This window comes from Mycoplasmopsis agassizii, from assembly GCF_002276225.1.
Lineage (GTDB): Bacteria > Bacillota_I > Bacilli_A > Mycoplasmatales > Metamycoplasmataceae > Mycoplasmopsis_B > Mycoplasmopsis_B agassizii_A.
Map to the genome: position 1 here is coordinate 1 of NZ_NQNY01000018.1, position 17,430 is coordinate 17,430.

At 30.0% G+C, this 17,430-nt stretch carries 11 protein-coding genes; all 11 read right to left on the reverse strand.

What is annotated here, in order from left to right; genetic code table 4:
* Window positions 1-257: 257 nt before the first annotated feature.
* The 11 genes from CJJ23_RS04530 to CJJ23_RS04575 all read right to left on the reverse strand — a co-directional run bounded on the left by CJJ23_RS04530 (window position 258) and on the right by CJJ23_RS04575 (window position 17,428).
* On the reverse strand, window positions 258-1,910 hold the full coding sequence (locus CJJ23_RS04530; RefSeq protein ID WP_095335160.1) for an MIP family Ig-specific serine endopeptidase: 1,653 nt from the start codon (window positions 1,908-1,910) through the stop codon (window positions 258-260).
* 19 nt (window positions 1,911-1,929) lie between these two features.
* Window positions 1,930-4,353: a hypothetical protein gene (locus CJJ23_RS05090; RefSeq protein ID WP_180738038.1), complete on the reverse strand. Its 2,424-nt coding sequence runs from the start codon at window positions 4,351-4,353 to the stop codon at window positions 1,930-1,932.
* 241 nt (window positions 4,354-4,594) lie between these two features.
* On the reverse strand, window positions 4,595-5,908 hold the full coding sequence (locus CJJ23_RS04540) for a hypothetical protein (protein ID WP_095335161.1): 1,314 nt from the start codon (window positions 5,906-5,908) through the stop codon (window positions 4,595-4,597).
* Window positions 5,895-8,039, reverse strand: a complete 2,145-nt coding sequence (locus CJJ23_RS04545; RefSeq protein ID WP_095335162.1) for a S8 family peptidase — start codon at window positions 8,037-8,039, stop codon at window positions 5,895-5,897. Before CJJ23_RS04545 ends, CJJ23_RS04540 begins: the two co-directional genes overlap by 14 nt.
* A 224-nt stretch (window positions 8,040-8,263) precedes the next feature.
* Window positions 8,264-8,386, reverse strand: coding sequence for a hypothetical protein (locus tag CJJ23_RS05315; RefSeq protein WP_272937919.1), 123 nt, complete (start codon window positions 8,384-8,386; stop codon window positions 8,264-8,266).
* Window positions 8,387-8,421: 35 nt separating this feature from the next.
* Window positions 8,422-9,486 carry a hypothetical protein gene (locus tag CJJ23_RS04550; protein ID WP_095335163.1) on the reverse strand — a complete coding sequence of 355 codons (1,065 nt, stop codon included), beginning with the start codon at window positions 9,484-9,486 and terminating at the stop codon, window positions 8,422-8,424.
* Window positions 9,487-9,776: 290 nt separating this feature from the next.
* Window positions 9,777-11,456 (reverse strand): MIP family Ig-specific serine endopeptidase, encoded by a 1,680-nt coding sequence (locus tag CJJ23_RS04555; protein ID WP_095335164.1) that lies wholly within the window; start codon window positions 11,454-11,456, stop codon window positions 9,777-9,779.
* A 9-nt stretch (window positions 11,457-11,465) separates the two neighbouring features.
* Window positions 11,466-13,913, reverse strand: coding sequence for a hypothetical protein (locus tag CJJ23_RS04560; protein WP_095335165.1), 2,448 nt, complete (start codon window positions 13,911-13,913; stop codon window positions 11,466-11,468).
* 320 nt (window positions 13,914-14,233) lie between these two features.
* Window positions 14,234-14,467 carry a hypothetical protein gene (locus CJJ23_RS04565; protein WP_180738039.1) on the reverse strand — a complete coding sequence of 78 codons (234 nt, stop codon included), beginning with the start codon at window positions 14,465-14,467 and terminating at the stop codon, window positions 14,234-14,236.
* Between the two features lie 79 nt (window positions 14,468-14,546).
* Window positions 14,547-15,914: an MSC_0618 family F1-like ATPase beta subunit gene (locus CJJ23_RS04570; protein WP_095335167.1), complete on the reverse strand. Its 1,368-nt coding sequence runs from the start codon at window positions 15,912-15,914 to the stop codon at window positions 14,547-14,549.
* Complete coding sequence (locus CJJ23_RS04575; RefSeq protein ID WP_095335168.1) at window positions 15,914-17,428, reverse strand: MSC_0619 family F1-like ATPase alpha subunit; 1,515 nt, start codon at window positions 17,426-17,428, stop codon at window positions 15,914-15,916. Before CJJ23_RS04575 ends, CJJ23_RS04570 begins: the two co-directional genes overlap by 1 nt.
* Window positions 17,429-17,430: the final 2 nt, after the last annotated feature.

Consider the following 17,430-nt stretch of genomic DNA (forward strand, 5'->3'; position numbering starts at 1 on the left):
TTATTAGTTTAGATCTAAATAATAAATATTCTTTCATTGTGCTGCCTTTCGAACTGCACTTTTGCTATTACCCCAGTCTTATGTTATTTATCAACTACTATCACAGCAACTTGGCAATACTGATGCGATAGCTTTAACGATAATCTGGGCGTTTAATAAACATATAAGTCAGTAACAACTTATAAATCGAGTATAAAGATTTCATATTATATTCAAATAAAAAATCAGCAAATTCATTTTTGCTGATTTTCATTTACTTATTTATTTTCACTATTAGTAGGATTAACTTCATCACCTAATAATCAAGAAGTTTTATCTTTATACTCTTCTTTTGCAAGTAACTTTTTAAGTTCTGAAGCATATGATCTAGTTTGTTTAGAACCACGACCATGGATTAAATCGTATTCATAGAAAACGATTTTGCCATCTTTATTTTTATATTCACTTGAGACAAGTGGATCAATTAAACCTGATTGACTAGTGTCTTCACCACCTCAATTGACTCCGATTACATTATAATCACGATCAATTACAATTGATCCTGATGAACCCTGACCTAAATTGGAATTGTTAATTCCAATTGTTAATCCAAAACGGGTGTAATAACGATCATATAGCCACATGTCAATAGGATATCTGACACTGCGACCTGTATTACCGTAGTTCGATTTATCATCAGTTTGATAAATCGATCCACCATTGATATACATGTTGTCATAGATTCCCGGAAGTTTTTGTCCATAGTTATTATAGATCATATAGTCTCTGACTAAAACTGAATAACCTGAAGCAGTTTCACTCGAATCAATATTACTTCTAATATTAACTGTTGCTCCTGATGTACCTGCAGCTGGATAACCATAGACATAAATACCGTTTTCACTAGCTAAATCATCACCTGTTTTAGTTTCCAAAATTGATCGTTTATTAAACTTCAATTTTGGAGTTTGGTATTTTTCATTAGTAGCAAAATCTCTAGTTACTTTACGAGCTTCAGCTTCATCTTTAAATTCAACTTTGATAACTGCAAAATCTTTGGCATAGTTTTTTAAGTTTTTATAGTCAAATAAATCACCATAAGAATAAGAACCATGGGCCGCATTAAGTTCAATTCCTTCATCATTAGCACCTAAAAAGTTTTGTGCTGAATAAAACATGGTGGGATAGTTAGTTAATTTAACATTTTCTGTATCAGAAATTTGAATTAAAACTGCTTCATGAGCTGCTAAAGCTGATTGACCTTGAATTGCATATTGATGATTTAAGGGTGCAGCCACATGTAAATTAGTTCCAAAATATCATGTAAGAGGATACTTACCATCTTTTTCTTTTAAGTAATCAAGCACTCAAATTGTTCCTCAAGTTTCTGCAGGAGCATCACCTTTAACGTTCATTTGTCGTTCTTGAATTTTAATTCTGAAGGTGTAATCTTTAACTGTATCGTATTGCTCATTTTGAATTTCTTTATAATGATCACTACTATATTTAGTAAAGGGATTATTGTTACCTGATTCTTGAATACCACGTCCATTGTAATTAACTAAAGGATATTTACTGATTACAGTATCTAAAGCTTTTATACCTGAATCAGGAAATTTTTTTTCAACTTTTTGCTCTTGTAAAATACCACTAATATCTGTAATATCTAATGGATCAGGTCCAAAATCAAAAAGTGGATTTGCTGAAGTTTCAGAATTTATTAAGGTTTCATTTTCCTTATTAATAGGGGGTTTTTCAATAGATTGGTTAGTTTTATCATCCTTTTTAGGTTGCTCAGTTGTAGGTGGGGTGACAACCTGTTTTGGATCTTCAGTTTGTGCATTTGAACAAGCGATTGCAAAAGTTGCTGCACTTATTGCTGTTATTGAGGTTACTAAAAATAGCCAAGATTTTTTAGACTTGATTTTCATATATTTTCCTTAATTTAGTTTATCTAGTTGTTGCTGTAAAGTCAGTTTCTCTTTTATAAGTTTTACCATTTAACTTAATAGTTCTGACATTAACTGGTCAGTTAGTTGACTTAATTTTTGCTTCAGTCATCTTGCTTTCTACAAGTGTTCCATCTGTTAATTTAACATCACTAAAGTCAATTTCATTTAAAAATTGTCATGAGCGCACCATGTGATTTGAAACAGTTTTAATGTCTGCATCAAGCCCACGGCTTGAAGTACCTGCTCCAACAATTACTAAGGTATTAGTTGTAGGAGAATTAGGATCATCTATCGGTGTAGTGTTCGCGTAGAAAATTCCTACATTAGGTCTACCGACTTCATATTGGACTTTATCAGAGTTATCAATCTGGATATTTCTCATATCCATGATTGCTTTTCCATTGATTAGTGAACTAAAAGTAACTTTTGTAAAGGCTGTGAAGTTAGGGATGTTTGGAATCTGTACGTTATTGAATTCATACATATTTCCGCCATCTCTAAAGTCTCACATTGTAGGATAACCTCCTATACCACCCATTTCACCTTGGAATTCACGGCGTGTTCTTGCAGTTACATAAACATAACGCATAATATCACCAATTTCTCTTCTTGTGGTTGGTTTAGCAATTCCCATGGTTAAGAAAATGGTGTTATATTTATAATCATAAGCAGTTGGATTAACACGCTGATAAACTCTAGGATCGATTCTAGTTAATGTTGTTGTTCTTTCAACTGCTGTATTACGATCATCAATTCTAGTTGAAATATCTGTATAAACATTCAGTTCTACAAGTGTTTTATCACTTGTATTAAAGTTAGGATTATCTATTAAAGCATGAATTGCTTTAGGGTTATCACTATCATAAAATAGGGTTAATGACTTGATTGAGCCTGGCATATTTTTAACTGTTTCAGTTGCTTTTTCCATATTTGAAGTGTTAATGTTTCTAATTGCTAGACCAGAACCAAATTGGTTTTTCATTAGTTTTTGCGCTTCTTTTACTAAATTATTAACTGAATCTAACTTATCAACACGAGTTACTTCAATGATGTAACGTTTTTCATTGTCATTACTATCACGCAGATTTGTATACTCTAATAAATGAGCAATTCCATCATAACCTGGGATAGGTATTGGGTTACTTTTATTGTAACCTGAGTTAGTTCCTTCACCTTTTCAAGCTTTAAAATCTAGACCCATAATTGAATCTCATGTACGTTCTCAATTAGATTCTATTTTTAAGAAACGACTCATATTTGCTCTAGTTGTGTTGAATTGAACTTCATTAACAAATTGAGCGCGGTTTTGGAAAGTACCTCCAAAAGACCCATCCGGTTTTAATGAATCAGGTAGTTGTCCTGTTTCTAAAATCTTAATTTCATCTGCTGTAAATGATGTTTTTGGTTTAACATCTTCAAAAGATTTAATTGATGAATTATAAGTTCCAGGTCTATTTTTAATAACATTTTCAATCCGTTCTTTAACTGAATCATAGACATTTTTTTCGCTAGCAGTTAAAGTTCCTGCTTTAGCTTTTTCTTTTAAAGACTGAATATCATTCATAGTTACACGAGCTTTATTGATATTGTCTCCAACTGAAATTCATAAAGTTTCGTTAAATTCTTCAAGTAGTTTTTTCTTATCTTCTTCAGTTAAATTTAGGATTTTTTGACCTGTAAAACGTAAAGCGTTTTCTCTTAATTTATTTAAAGTTTCTAGTGAAACTGGTTCAGTTAAAGTAGGTAAATTTTCAATTGTTACTCCTGCTCTAACTAAGGCTGCTAAAACTACAGCTGAATCTTGACTTCCTGCTGATAATGCTTCATAATCAAATTTATCTGGCTGGGAAACACTTGAATTTTTACCTTCTCTTCTTCTATTAGTTCCTACTCCACCTTTAGTAGTATAACCTTTTGCTAAAGCAGCTGATTCACCTTTATCAGTAATTAACTCAATCAATTCTGCTTGAGTTAATACCTTATTAGTGCTTGTTCCACTAACATTAATTGCTGGATTATCTTTAGGTTCTTCAACTTTAGGAGTAACTGGTGTAGGAGTTGGTAAAGGGGCAACTTCTTTTTCGGGTTCGGGTTCAGGTTGTAGTTGCACAACCTCAGGCTCTTTAGTTTCTATAGTTTTTTCAGGTTCTTTCTCTGGTTCAGGCTCAGGGGTTGGTGTCGGCGTTGGAGCAACAGGATCTTCTGGTGTTTCAGGAGGTTTAACTTCTTTCATCTTTACTTCAGGATCACTAGGTGGTTTTTTATAATCGATTTTTTTAACACTAGCTAAAGAGTTAAAATCGACACCTGTTTTACTATCTTCTTGGCGATTTAAACCAACAACTAAACCAGCAGTTGTACCACCAACCGCTGCTATTGTTGCTAGTGAAAGAGCAATAATTATCTTACTTTTTAATTTCATAGTTTATCCTTACTTAAAGTGTTTTAAATATTAAATTTGTAACTTTTCTAAGATGATTATACGGGCTCTTTAAAGATTACAAATGATTAAAAAATTTTATGGTTTTTTTGATTAAAAAACCACTTTTTATGCTTATTAAAACGACTAAAACAGCGTAAAAAACGCTGTTTTAGAAAATTTTTAAGTTGAAAAACTATTTAATTTTAGTTTTTTAAAGTGTATGTTTTTTTATTGGTTAAAGTTAAGAAATTATAGTGGTTAAATTTTTATAGTGATCAACTAATTCAACATTTGATTTTAAATTTTCTAAATCAGTAATTAAACTTTTGGGTAGTTTAAAAAATAAGGTATCTGAACCTTGGCTAGCACTAGAAACATTTTTCTTGAGTCTTATTTTTAAATCAGTAACAGTGTAATGAACAAAGTCCTCTGATATTGGGTCATAAGAGCCAGGGACACTAGATTCGTTTTTGTAAGTATAAATAGTGAAATTTATTTTATTATTTTCTAATTTTATGTCAAAAGAATTTTCTATTTTATTATCAAAAAGAAAATTATGTCCTTTTCAATCGTATGCTGAAAGCAGGACTAAAACATTATCGTTAAAATATTGTTCATTAAAATCTTTTTGAATTTTTTCAAGTTCTTCTTGAGGGAAGTCTTTCTGAAAATTTTTTTTAAATGAATCAGCATGATTTATTAATAAAGTATTTAATTCTTCTTTACTTTTTAGAGTAATAGTTGAGAAATGTACTTTATTAATGTAATTTTTTGTAATCCAGTTAGTGCTTTTGTTTTCGTCATAAGCTGATAAATCTTGGCTTATCGATGAATATTCATTCAACATTCTTTCAGAAATTGATGTTTCTTTAGTATGGTCAATCTTTTGTTTTTCGATTGTGTAGTTATCGTTTTCAATATTAAAATCTATTTTTTTTAAAGAATAAATTACTCCGTATGCTTGAGAATAGTCTTTTTTAACTAATTTATCTAAGTCATTATGTCAATATTTTAAAATTATTTTGTTGTTTTCTGTACTAATATCGTACAAATTATTAATCCTAATATCTTTATCATCAGGTGAATTCAATAATGATCCTAGTGGCTGAATTTTATTTCCAAAATCAACCACCATAATGTTTTCTTTAAAATATTGTTCATCATAATTTTGAAGTACAGTTTTTTCATAGGCGCTAAAAGCATTAACTAATTTCTCTTTTGAAATATGCAAAGAATCAGCAAATTTTTGATCTTCATCATAACTTTGAAAAAGATGTTTTTTTCATTTGTCCAAAAAAAAATTTAATTTAGAATTTGAAGTAATTAAGAGGGGCTTTAAATCATCAATTTTTTCTGAATATATCTTAGAAATAAGTTCTGATTTGAACGGAAAAAATTTAAAATTCTTATTTCTTACTTTTTGAGTAAACATATTTGTGTTTATAATAAATTTTGTTTCATCATTATTTGTTATTGTACAACTAATTGCCATCGAAACAGATGTAATAATAGATAATGTTGCAAGCGAAAATAATATTTTTTTATGAAATAACATAAGTTAAAGAACCTTGCACACTTAAGGAACGACCCTTAGTTTTTCCATATTGATGCAAAACTGCTCTATATCTACCACTATCTTTTATTTTCATTCTAACAAATTCAACATTACTAGTATTTGATGACGAATAAGCTACTTTTTCTCAATTCCCAGTAGATTCATTAAGCTTTTCAAGTCATAAATCAATATCAGTTGGAATGTATCAGCTTGTTCCAAAATCCCTTGCTAAATTTTCCTTGTGTTCTCAATAAGGCTTATGTTTCGGGTCACCAGCTGTAAAATGAACTTTGTTATATTCACTTATTTTTTGGTCATAAACCTGTTTTTCATGTTCTCAGTTTCTTACATCTTGATCATAAAGAGCTAACTTACCAAAATATACTGTGAAACCTAGTGGAATTATATTTAATCAACCTCACTCTTTAATCCAGTCTGGTTTTTTAAAGTAATCTTTAGGTCTGACTGGTTCAGATTCTCCATAACCTAAGTATCCTGCATCAAATAGTCATGCAGTAGAAATCGATAATTTTTGTCCCCTAGAAAGATAATTTAAATCAAATATTTGTTCTCTACTATTCTCTGTTACATATATTGATCTTACATTATCTGCAGCTTTTTGCATTAACTCATAGTTTACTAAACCCGCACCTACTTTTTCATTTAAACCATTCGATTGCTTTTCGTCATAGCCTTCAAGTTCTTTTGAACCAGCAGTTAAAATTGCTAAAATTGCAGCAGGATTACCTAATAAATTATAATTATTTCTTAAAAGCATAGTAATTAATCCCGTAACAATTGGAGTTGAAAAACTTGTTCCACGTTCGTAACCATATTGTGGGTTATTATATTTATCATAACTTTTTAATCAATATTTTTCACCTGGTGCAACCACGAGTGGTTTTGTAATTATATTTTCATCAAACGATCTATAATCTGAAAAACTGCTTAATTCATTACCATCGATATCTGTAGATCCTACAACAACACTGTTATGAGATAAATGAGCCATAGTAATTACACTATCAACAATTCTTTTTCTTTCGTTTCCAGCTGCGAAAACATTAATTATGCCGTATTTTCTTGCTATAAAATCCAGATAATAGCTCTCGTTGCCATATCCATAACCATCAGGGTTTGCTTTAGCATCGCTTAAACTAACATTTCTTCCTCAACTATTGTTTATAACTTTTACACCATTAGATATTAGTCAATCATACCTAGCTATCATTTCAGCAAATAAAGTACCATTCTTATTTATTTCTGTTACTGCTTTATCACCGTCCGCCATATATACGCTATAGATATCATCAACTAATTTATCTATACCATTTTTTCCTGCAATAATAGATGCAACACTGTCTGAATGTCTGTCGTTTTCGATATATTTTGCATTTGCCCCATATTTATCATAATAGTGTATTGTTTTACCTTCAAATAAAGAATTATTAGTGTCTACTGAGCTTGTTGCTTCATAAATGCCAACCTTTATTTTTCTTATATTTGAGTTATATAAATTTTTGTTAAGTTTTGCTGACAACGCGTCTTTTTCCCTTTGCTTATCAGCACCTACTGTTCTAAATTGTTGTTCAAATGTTGATTCCATATAAGGGGCTTTATATGATACATACGTTTGAGTATTATTTGAAGCCTTTTTAAATTCTGAATACTCTCTTGATTCATAGGAATTAATTGAAACAGAATTTTCTGAATCAGCTAGAATCAATAAATTTTTTTCTAAATTTTTTCTGTTTTTAAAAACAAATGAAATATATGGTGTAGTCTTACTAATTGTTAAAAAATCTAAATCAAATAGATCAATTTGTAAGGAATTAAGGAAATTTCTATTTTGTGAATTATACTGACTATTGATATTATTAATATCTTTAGTTTTTTCATATTCATCAAAATCAACAGTATCTTTAATTCTGACTAAAACCTCAACTGGCTCATTAATTTTTGAATCTCTATTATCATGGTCGTAACCATTTCTTACAATTTTAAATATATTTTCAAATTTAAAATTTTCTAAATGGTCTTTTGCATTTTGTGTCTGTACTGTTGAAACAGTTTGTACTGGTAATACAGATGCACCAACTATATTAGCAACACTTAAAATAGCCTTTGGCATATTAAACTCCTACTTGATTATTTTTACCTATTTTCAACGATAAAAAATAACATTTTTATTTTTTTTGTAGTCATCTGGAACAACTACACCCATATATTATTCTTTTTGCAAAAATAGTGAAATATTTTAAAAAAAATAATTTTTTTATAATTCAAATTTTTGCGCTGCATGACATAAATTAATTCAAAACAAATTAAAAAACAGTGCTCTCGCACTGCTTAAAATTAACGCCATTTTCTAAAATAATCTTTAGGTGTATTATCAATAATTTTGATTGTTGATTTCAATTTTTTAAAATCAGCAACTGAACTTTTAGCTAGTTTAAAAAAACTGTGTATGAGATTCATGACCGTTTCCATCAATACCTCTTCTATATCTATCGCTAACTCTTTCATAATAAGTTTCATAAAGGATAAACACAACTAGTAGGAACTGGTACAGGTGTATGATCTACAAAGATAGTAAAGTTTAAATTATTATTTTCAAGTTTTAAGTCATAAGAATTTTCAATGTAATGTGAAAAAAGATCTGTATCAGGGGCTCAATATTTTCCTGAAAGTAAAACTAAAACATTATCTTGAAAATATGGATCATCAAAGTCCTGATTAATTGCTTTTAGAACTTCATCCGGAAATTCTCTTTCATATTTAGTTTTATAAACACTTATATGCTTAATTAATAAGTTATCTAATTCAGACTTTGACTTAACAATAGTAGTTGCAAAAGATACTCCATCATCACCTCTTTCTCAAATGCTATCTTTATCATTATCGAATAATGATAAATCCTGACTAATATATGAATAATAATTTAAGTATCTTTGTGAGACATCTGTCTTCTTAATTTTCTTAACTTGTTTTAACTCATCAAGTGGTTTTTCTAATCATTTTTCAATTTCATAATTATTTTCATTCAGATTGAATCCAGAACGATTTAATAAATAAATAACTGAATAAGTTTGTGCATAATCAAGATCATAATTTAGTTTTTCCGACTCTAAATAAGTTAAGACAATTTTATTTTCTTCTTTATTAATTCTTAATAAGTTATTGATCTTCATATTGGCTTTAAAAGGAAAATAACTTTCTCGACCTCGTGGTTGAATTTGTCCACCAAAATCAACTACCATGATGTTATTTTTAAAATAATCATCATTATAATTATCATGCACAGCTTGTTTAAATAGGTTTAAATTTTCAACTAGTTTTTTCTTTGAAATATGAAGAGTTTTAGCAAAATCTTGATCTTGGTCAAAAACCTTAATTAATGAATCATTTCAATCGGTTAAAAACTTATCAAGTTCTAAATTAGTTGCAATTAATTGAGGCTGAACTTCAAAAAGTACTTTACCATAAACTTTTTCAACTGCTTCAGGCATAAAAGTTAAAAAGCCAATTTCTTGTTGACCTTCAATTGTTTGTTTTTGCATCAAAGTATTTAAAGGCATAACTTCTTTATTTTCAACACCATTTGTTGAACAACTGATTGCTAAAGCAGATGTTACGGTTGCAGCTGATGTTAGTGCATAAATAAATCTTTTTTTTGCTTAAAAACATATAGTGCTCCTGTTCAAAAATTAATTATCTATTTTAACTTCTTATAAGTTAGCATTATTATATCTTTTTTGCAAAAAATGTTTTTGCTTTTAAAATTCTTAAGAATTTTTAAAAGTGATCAAGTTAAAAAAATATGAACCAATTCAAAGTTAGTTCATATTTGAAGGTTTAGTTAACTAGATTATGAAGTTTGAATTTCATTACCTAATAATCATGATTTAGCATTTTTTTGTTTATATTCATCTTTTTTAAGTAGTTCAGTTAAAAGCGATTTATAAGAACGAGTTTGATCACTTCCACGACCATGAATTAAATCATAGTCATAGAAAACTTTTGTACCATCAGGATTTTTTAATTCACTTGAAACAAGTGGGTCAATTAAACCTGTTTGGCTAGTTCCATCATAACCTCATTGTACACCAACCACTTTGTAGTCGTTGTCAATGATTAATGATCCAGAAGCACCTGGAGGTAAATTATTATTATCAATTCCAATTCCTAATCCAAAACGGTCGTAATCTATATTACCTATTTCAATTGAAAGTGGGAAGTGGGCTTTTTTACCTTGTCATTCGATTTCCTGTATTTTACCATCTTTTTCTTCAGTATATTGTGCCACAGAATTTCCTGCACCATTTATGTACATTGTGTCGTAAACACCCGGAATTTTTTCGCCATAATTATTAGTAATCATATAGCCACTTATTAGTGAAGAATAACTTGAACCAGTATTAGGGTTAACATCATTATCACGTTTATTGATTGTTGGTTTACTTGATGTTCCTGGATATCCTAGAGCAAAAATTTTAGTTTCTCTAGCAATTTCATCTCCACTTTTTTCTAAAATACTTTTCTTATCAAATTTAATTTTTGGTGTTGTGTATTTTGTTGCAAAATTTCTAGTGATTGCTTTTGCTTCTGCTTCATCTTTAAACTTAACTTTTACAACAGCAAAGTCTTTTGCATAATCTTTAAAACTATTGTAGTTCATAATATCTTTTCTTAAGTAATCAGGAGCACCAACTTGTTCATTAATTGAAATTCTGTCGCCTAAAAAGTTCTGACCACTAAAGAATAATTCAGGATAATTTGTTAGTGTTTTATACTCAGCAAATTCCTTTCATTGTTCATCTTTAGGAAGTAAAAAGCTAAATGTGTGACCTGGAGTTGTAGAATAAGTGCCATCTGCTTTTATTGGTAATCTCATTTCTTTAAAAACGTGTAGATTACTTCCAAAGAATCATGTCAATGGATAGGCTTCGCCATCTTTTTTAATAAAATCAAGAATTCATGCAGATCCAATAACTGAAAGAGGACCACCATCTTTTGCTTTTTTGTCAGGATTAGTGATTGAAACTCTTAATGAATAATCCTCTAATGTTTCATAATGATCATTCTTAATAATGTTATATGCATCAGTTCCATATTCAACAAAAGGGTTGTTGTTAGCTGTATTTTGTACACCATTACCATTATAATTTGCATATCTTGTAACTGTAATATCAGTATCTAAAGCTGCTAAATTAGAAGTATGAGTACGCGTTCTTTTATACTTAGGATCATTTAAAATATCAGAAAGTTTTGGAAGGTCATCAAGCCCTGGCTCATTTTCAATTTTTTCTCTATTAGGATCTATAGGGTCAGTTGCACCACGTCCACCAGGGTTATCACTTCCTGGGTTGCCTGCTCCTTTCCCAGGGTCTGTTGCAGGTGGTTGGCCTGGGTCGCTTTCTGTTGGTGGTGTTGGTGTTGGATTAGGAGTAGGAGTCTCTTGTTGGCTACAAGCAATTAAAGTTGCTGCTGAAATTGCAAATGTGGAAAGTGCAAATGATCAGATTAAATTTTTCTTTTTAAATTTCATGGTTATTCCTTACTGTTGTGCTGACTTACTAAAGCCAGTTATTTCTTTACCTTGTAACATAATTTTTCTAACGTTAAATGGTCAAGTAATTGATTTAATAATTTCTTCAGTCATTTCTGTTTTATGCAATACGCCGTTAACTGTTTCATCTCTAAAATCGATTGCATTTAGATATTGATATGAGCGCAGCATGTGATTTGAAATTGTACTTGCATCAGCAGAAGTGCCACGACCCGAAGAACCAACTACTACTAAAGTATTAAATGTTAATGTTTTTAGACTAGTTAATGGTGTAGTATTTGCATAGTGCATTCCTGTATTTGGGTTTAAGAAGTTAAGTTCTACTTTTTCAGTATTATCAATTTTTAAATTGGTTAGATCGTAAATTGCTTTACCATTAATTAAAGATGAGAAAGTAACTTTTCTAAAGGTTTTAAAGTTAGGGATATTAGGAATTTCAATGTTATTCATTTCATACATATTTGCATCTCTAAAATCTCATTCAACAGGATAGCCTCCATCACCACCAAAATATCCTTGGAATTCACGTCTATTTTTAGCAATTACATAGACATAACGCATCATTTGTCCAATTTCTCTTCTTGTAGTTGGTTTTCCAACTGCTAAAGTTAAAAAGATTGCATTATATTTATAATCATAAGCACCTGGATTAACACGCTGATAAACTCTAGGGTCAATTCTTGTTAAAGAAGTTGCTCTTTCAACCGCTGTATTACGTTGATTAATATTTCTTGAAACATCTGTATAAAGATTTAATTCAACAAGCGTTTTATCAGTTGTATTAAAGTTAAGATTATCGATTAAAGCATGTACAACTACAGGGTCATTTCAGTCATAAAATAGAGTTAATGACTTAATAAAGTTAGGCATATTTTTAACTACATTTTTGGCTTTTTCGCCAGTAGAAGCGTTGATATTTCTAATAGCAATTCCTGCACCTTTTTGATTTTTCATTAACTTTTTAGCAGCAGTAACTAGAGCGTTTACACTGTCTAAATTTTGCACTGCAAAAATTTCGATAATGTAACGATTATTATCTTTGTTTGTGTTACTTAGGTTTTTATATTCTAATAAACGTGCTGAATCTTCAAAACCTGGAATTATTATTGGTTCAGCTTTTTCATAACCTGAATTTGTGGCTTCACCTTTTCAAGCTCTAAATTCAAGGTTCATGACATCGTTTTCAGTTCTTTCTCAATTACTTGCAAAACCGAAATATCTGTTCATATTTTGTTGGGTAGTTCTGAATAAAACGTCGTTAACAAAAGCTGCTCTTTTAGTTGCAGTTGAACCAAATTGACCATCTACTTTGAATGAATTAGGAACTTGTCCCATTTCTAAACGAGTAATTTCTTCTGAAGTAAATGATTTTTTAGGTTTAATATCTTTGAAAGACTTGATGCTTGGGAAAATGAAACTCGTATTAGGATCAGCAGCATATTTTTCAATTCTTTCATTAACATAAAAAATATTTTTTTCTTCTTCAGTTAATGATCTATAGTCACGTTTATATTTTGCTTTGATTTCTTCAACATCATATTTTTTATTTAGTCTTTCAACATCATTGAAAGAAAATCTGATGCCGTTAATAAGATCACCTAATTCAAGTTTTAAGTTTTCGTTATATTCTTTTAATAACTCATCTAGATCTTTTTGTTCTAATTTTAAAACTCTAGTTCCTTCAACATAACGCAAACTATTTTCACGCAGTGAATTTAGATCTTTAAGTGAAATCGGCTCTTTTAAAGTAGGTAAATTTTCTAAAGTAACACCATCTCTAATTAATGCACCAAGCACAATTGCTGAATCTTGACTCCCTGCTGATAAGGATTCATAATCAAATTTATCAGGTTTAGCAACTGTTGAATTTTTTCCAAATCTTCTTAAATTAGTACCGACACCACCAACTGTTTTAAAGTCTTTAACTCTTGCAGCTGATTCACCATGATCACGCAGTTGCTCGATTAATTCCTTAGTAGTCAATAATTTATAAGTACTAGTTCCTGATGTCGCAGCTGGCTGGTTTTCAGGTTTATCTTTACTAACACTTTTTTCGGCCACAACCTCTTTAGGTAAAGGTGGAATTTCTTCTTTTTTAGGCTCTGGAGCAACTTCAATTTCTTCTTTTTTAGGTTCTTCCTTCTTTTCTATCGGAGTTGGCTCTGGTTCAGGTTTTTCTTCAGGCTTAGGTGCTGGTGGCGTAGGTTTTGGGTCTTCAATTTTTTCGGGGGGTTTAACTTCCTTCATGATTACTTCAGGATCGCTAGGTGCTTTTTTATAATCAATTTTTTTAACACTAGCTAGTGAGTTATAATTAACACCTGTTTTACTATCCTCTTGTCGGTTTAGTCCAACGACTAAACCTGCAGTTGTTCCACCAACTGCTGCAACTGTTGCTATTGATAAAGCAATAATAATTTTTGATCTTAGATTCATATTTGATCTCCTAACATTTAAATAGAGTTAGTTTATTTACCTACTTAATATTTTGAATTTTACGCTTAAGTATTTATTAAAAAATTACTATTTAATAATTTAAATTTTTCTGCCAATAAAAGCGTTTTTATGCTTATCACTTTTTTATGTTTTATTATTAATATTTTTAGTTTTTAACAAATAAAATAAAAAATAATTATTTGTTCAAATTATTGGGTTTATTTATAGGCATTAAAGAAGTAAAATATTTTGCTATTTAGAAAATAAAAACCTGTTTCTTTTTTAAAAGAAAACAGGCTTAAATAATTTTAATTATTTAGTTATTTTTTAGATGTTTTGCTTTCACTCTCATCTTTTTTAGTTACAGCACGAGCACGGCTAATTAAACCTTGATAACGGTTTTGGTTAGGATTTGAAGCAGCACTCAAATTTTTTTCTTGAGTTTGTTGTGTCTTTATTTCAGCAGTATTTGAAGTTGAAGATGGTACTGAAAATTCACCAGTTCTAGTTGTTGCACGAGCAAATGCTAGATTGCTTTGAGTTTTATTACTCATTCTTTCAAGTGACATAGTTGAAGTTTTTCTAGCAGCAAATTCTCTTGGTTTTGCTAGTGAACCATTGCCATTACCGTTACTATCTTTTTCTAGTTAGTGAACCAATAAAGGTAAATAATTCAGGATTTTTACCTACGTGTTTTCCTTGCAGAATTTCAATAACTGAATCAACTGTATCATTTAAAGAAACAAAAACCCCTTTTTCTTTAGTATAAGTTTCAGCAACGAAAAATCTTTGGGTGAAGAAGTTTTGTAGTTGTAAAGCTTTTTCAACGATGATTTGGCTTTCTTCATCAAGTTCATCAACCCCTAGAATTAGAATAACATCTTCTAATTCTTTATATTTTTGCAAGATTGCTTTTGCTTCCACAATAGCGTTGAAATGTCTTTCACCAATAATCATTGGGTTAACACTACTTGAATTTGAAGAAAGTGGATCGACTGCAGGGTAGATGTTTTTAGCCACTTTATCACGAGATAAAACTAAGGCAGCATCTAGGTGGGCAAAGATGGAAACAGCAGCAGGATCACTTAAATCATCCATAGGTAAAAAGACTGTTTGAAATGAAGTGATTGATCCTTCTTTATTAGCGTATAAACGATCCTCTACAAAAGATACATCAGTATCTAGAGTTGATTGATAACCACCAATTGAAGGTTTTTTTCCTAGTGAAGCAGAAACTTCATTAGCCCCTTGGATGAAACGATAAATATTATCGATAAAAAGAAAAACATTTTCTTTTTGATAGTCTCTTAGATATTCTGCAGCAGTAATTCCAAAAGGAACAATGTTCATTCTTGAACCAGGTGCTTCGTTCATTTGCGAAATAAACATAGTTGTATTTTTCATCAAGTTTGATTGAATTAATTCTTCATATAATTCAAGACCTTCACGTGAACGCTCTCCACTACCTATGAAAATAGGTGAAATATTGTTTTGGTTATTGCTTGAATTGAAAATAATTTCTTTCATTAAAACAGTTTTTCCAACCCCTGCACCACCTAGAATTCCTAGTTTAGAACCACGCAGAATTGGCATGAAAAAGTCAATAACTTTAATTCCTGTTTCTAAGATTCTGTTTTCAACTACTAGATTTTTATTTTCCTTAATAATTGAATTCATTTGAATGTATTTTAATTCACCACGGGCAGGATTTTTTGTTAAATTAACACCACGAATGTCAAAAACATTGTTTTTGGCACCATCACCAATAGGTACTAATAAACCACGTTGCGTATTAACAACTTCTTCACCTAGTTTGAAGTTTTCCTTAGCTTCAATTACGATCGCTAACACAGTATTTTTATCAATAATTCTTTTAATTTGTAAAAAAGACTGTTTGTTATGTCCTGTTAAAATGTGATCAAGATGAAACTTGTGCTCTTCGATGTTGTTGAATTTTACTTCAACAACATTAGTATAAATATTTGATATTTTTCCAATCATTAAAACCTTCTTATATTCTTAATGATTGCGTTTAATTCTGCATCATTAAATTTAATGTATTCAACTTCTAGTGGGATGAAGTTATCTAATTTTAAGTACTTAATATATTGATTAATAGCTGATGCAAAATAATTTCGAATTAGTTTGTCATCAAGGTTAGCTCCTGAAGCTAAATTTTTGAAAATGCTAATAGCATATTTATCTGTTTTGATCATTGATGAAATAAAATCCTTAGCAGCATCAGGGTTATCAACATGTTGTAAAATTCCTCATGAAGTTAGTTTAATCATGATTAAAAGTAGTTCATCACTATAAGAACCAAAGCCTTTTTGAATTAGCATTTTTTCAATTTCTTTACCTTTAAAAATTAAATTTGCAGTTTCACGGTTTAGATCATAATCTAAATTTGCTAGCCTAATTTGCTTTTTGTATGCTAGGTAAATTTTAGAAATTTGTGATGCTATTTTAGAAATATGTTTTTCCTGAACAGCAGTTCCTGTACGAGAAACTGATAAGTCAAAATTAACAGCAGGCATTTTACCTTGAGCAAATAATTCTGAATCAAGTACGATCTGACCATCGGTAATTGAAATAATATTTGAAGAAATTAAACTTGTTAAATCGTTATTTAATGTCTTAACAATTGGTAAACAAGTAATTGATTTTCTATCAATAAAACGACCTGATTTTTCAAGTAATCTTGAGTGTAAAAAGAAAACATCTGCAGGAAAAGCTTCTTTACCAATTGGCTTATCAATTAGCAAGGAAATTTCACGATAAACATTTGCGTGTTGTGTTAAATCATCAAAAATGATTAACACATCTTCTGTATAAGATAAGTTTTCTGCATGTGCCATTGCAATATAAGGTGCTAGAAATTGTTGATATGAGCTTGTTGAAGGAGCATCAACAATGATTGTATAGTCAAGTGCTTTATGGGCTTTTAGAACCTGATAAACATATGAAACTGTTTCTCTTTTTTGACCTATTGCTACATAAATACATTTAACACCACTTTTTGCCTGATTAATAATAGTATTTAAGACAACGTGAGTTTTTCCAGTTTTACGATCACCAACGATTAATTCACGTTGACCTAGACCAATAGGAGTGAATAAATCAATTCCTAAAATTCCTGTATAGAGTTGTTTATTTAGTTGTTGGCGTTTTACCATATTTTCAGGAGTACTGAAAATATCGGTGGCTGTTGGAATGTCAAAATTGACATTTTTAACTTCAGGTAGAACAATTTGTCCGTCAATATTAATAATATTTCCGAAAAATCTTCTTGAAGTTTTAACATAACGAAGTTCTTTAGTTTCCACTAATTCATCACCAATTACTAATTTTTGATTAGCTCTATCGACTAGTAAATAGGCTTTGTTATATTCTGCTGTAATTAAATAGGCTCTAGTGTTAGGTTTATTTTTTATAGTAAAAAATTGACCTTCTTGATAAGGGTAGATCCCTTCCACTTCTATTATAAAGTCAGCGATTGCTTTAATTTTTATCATCT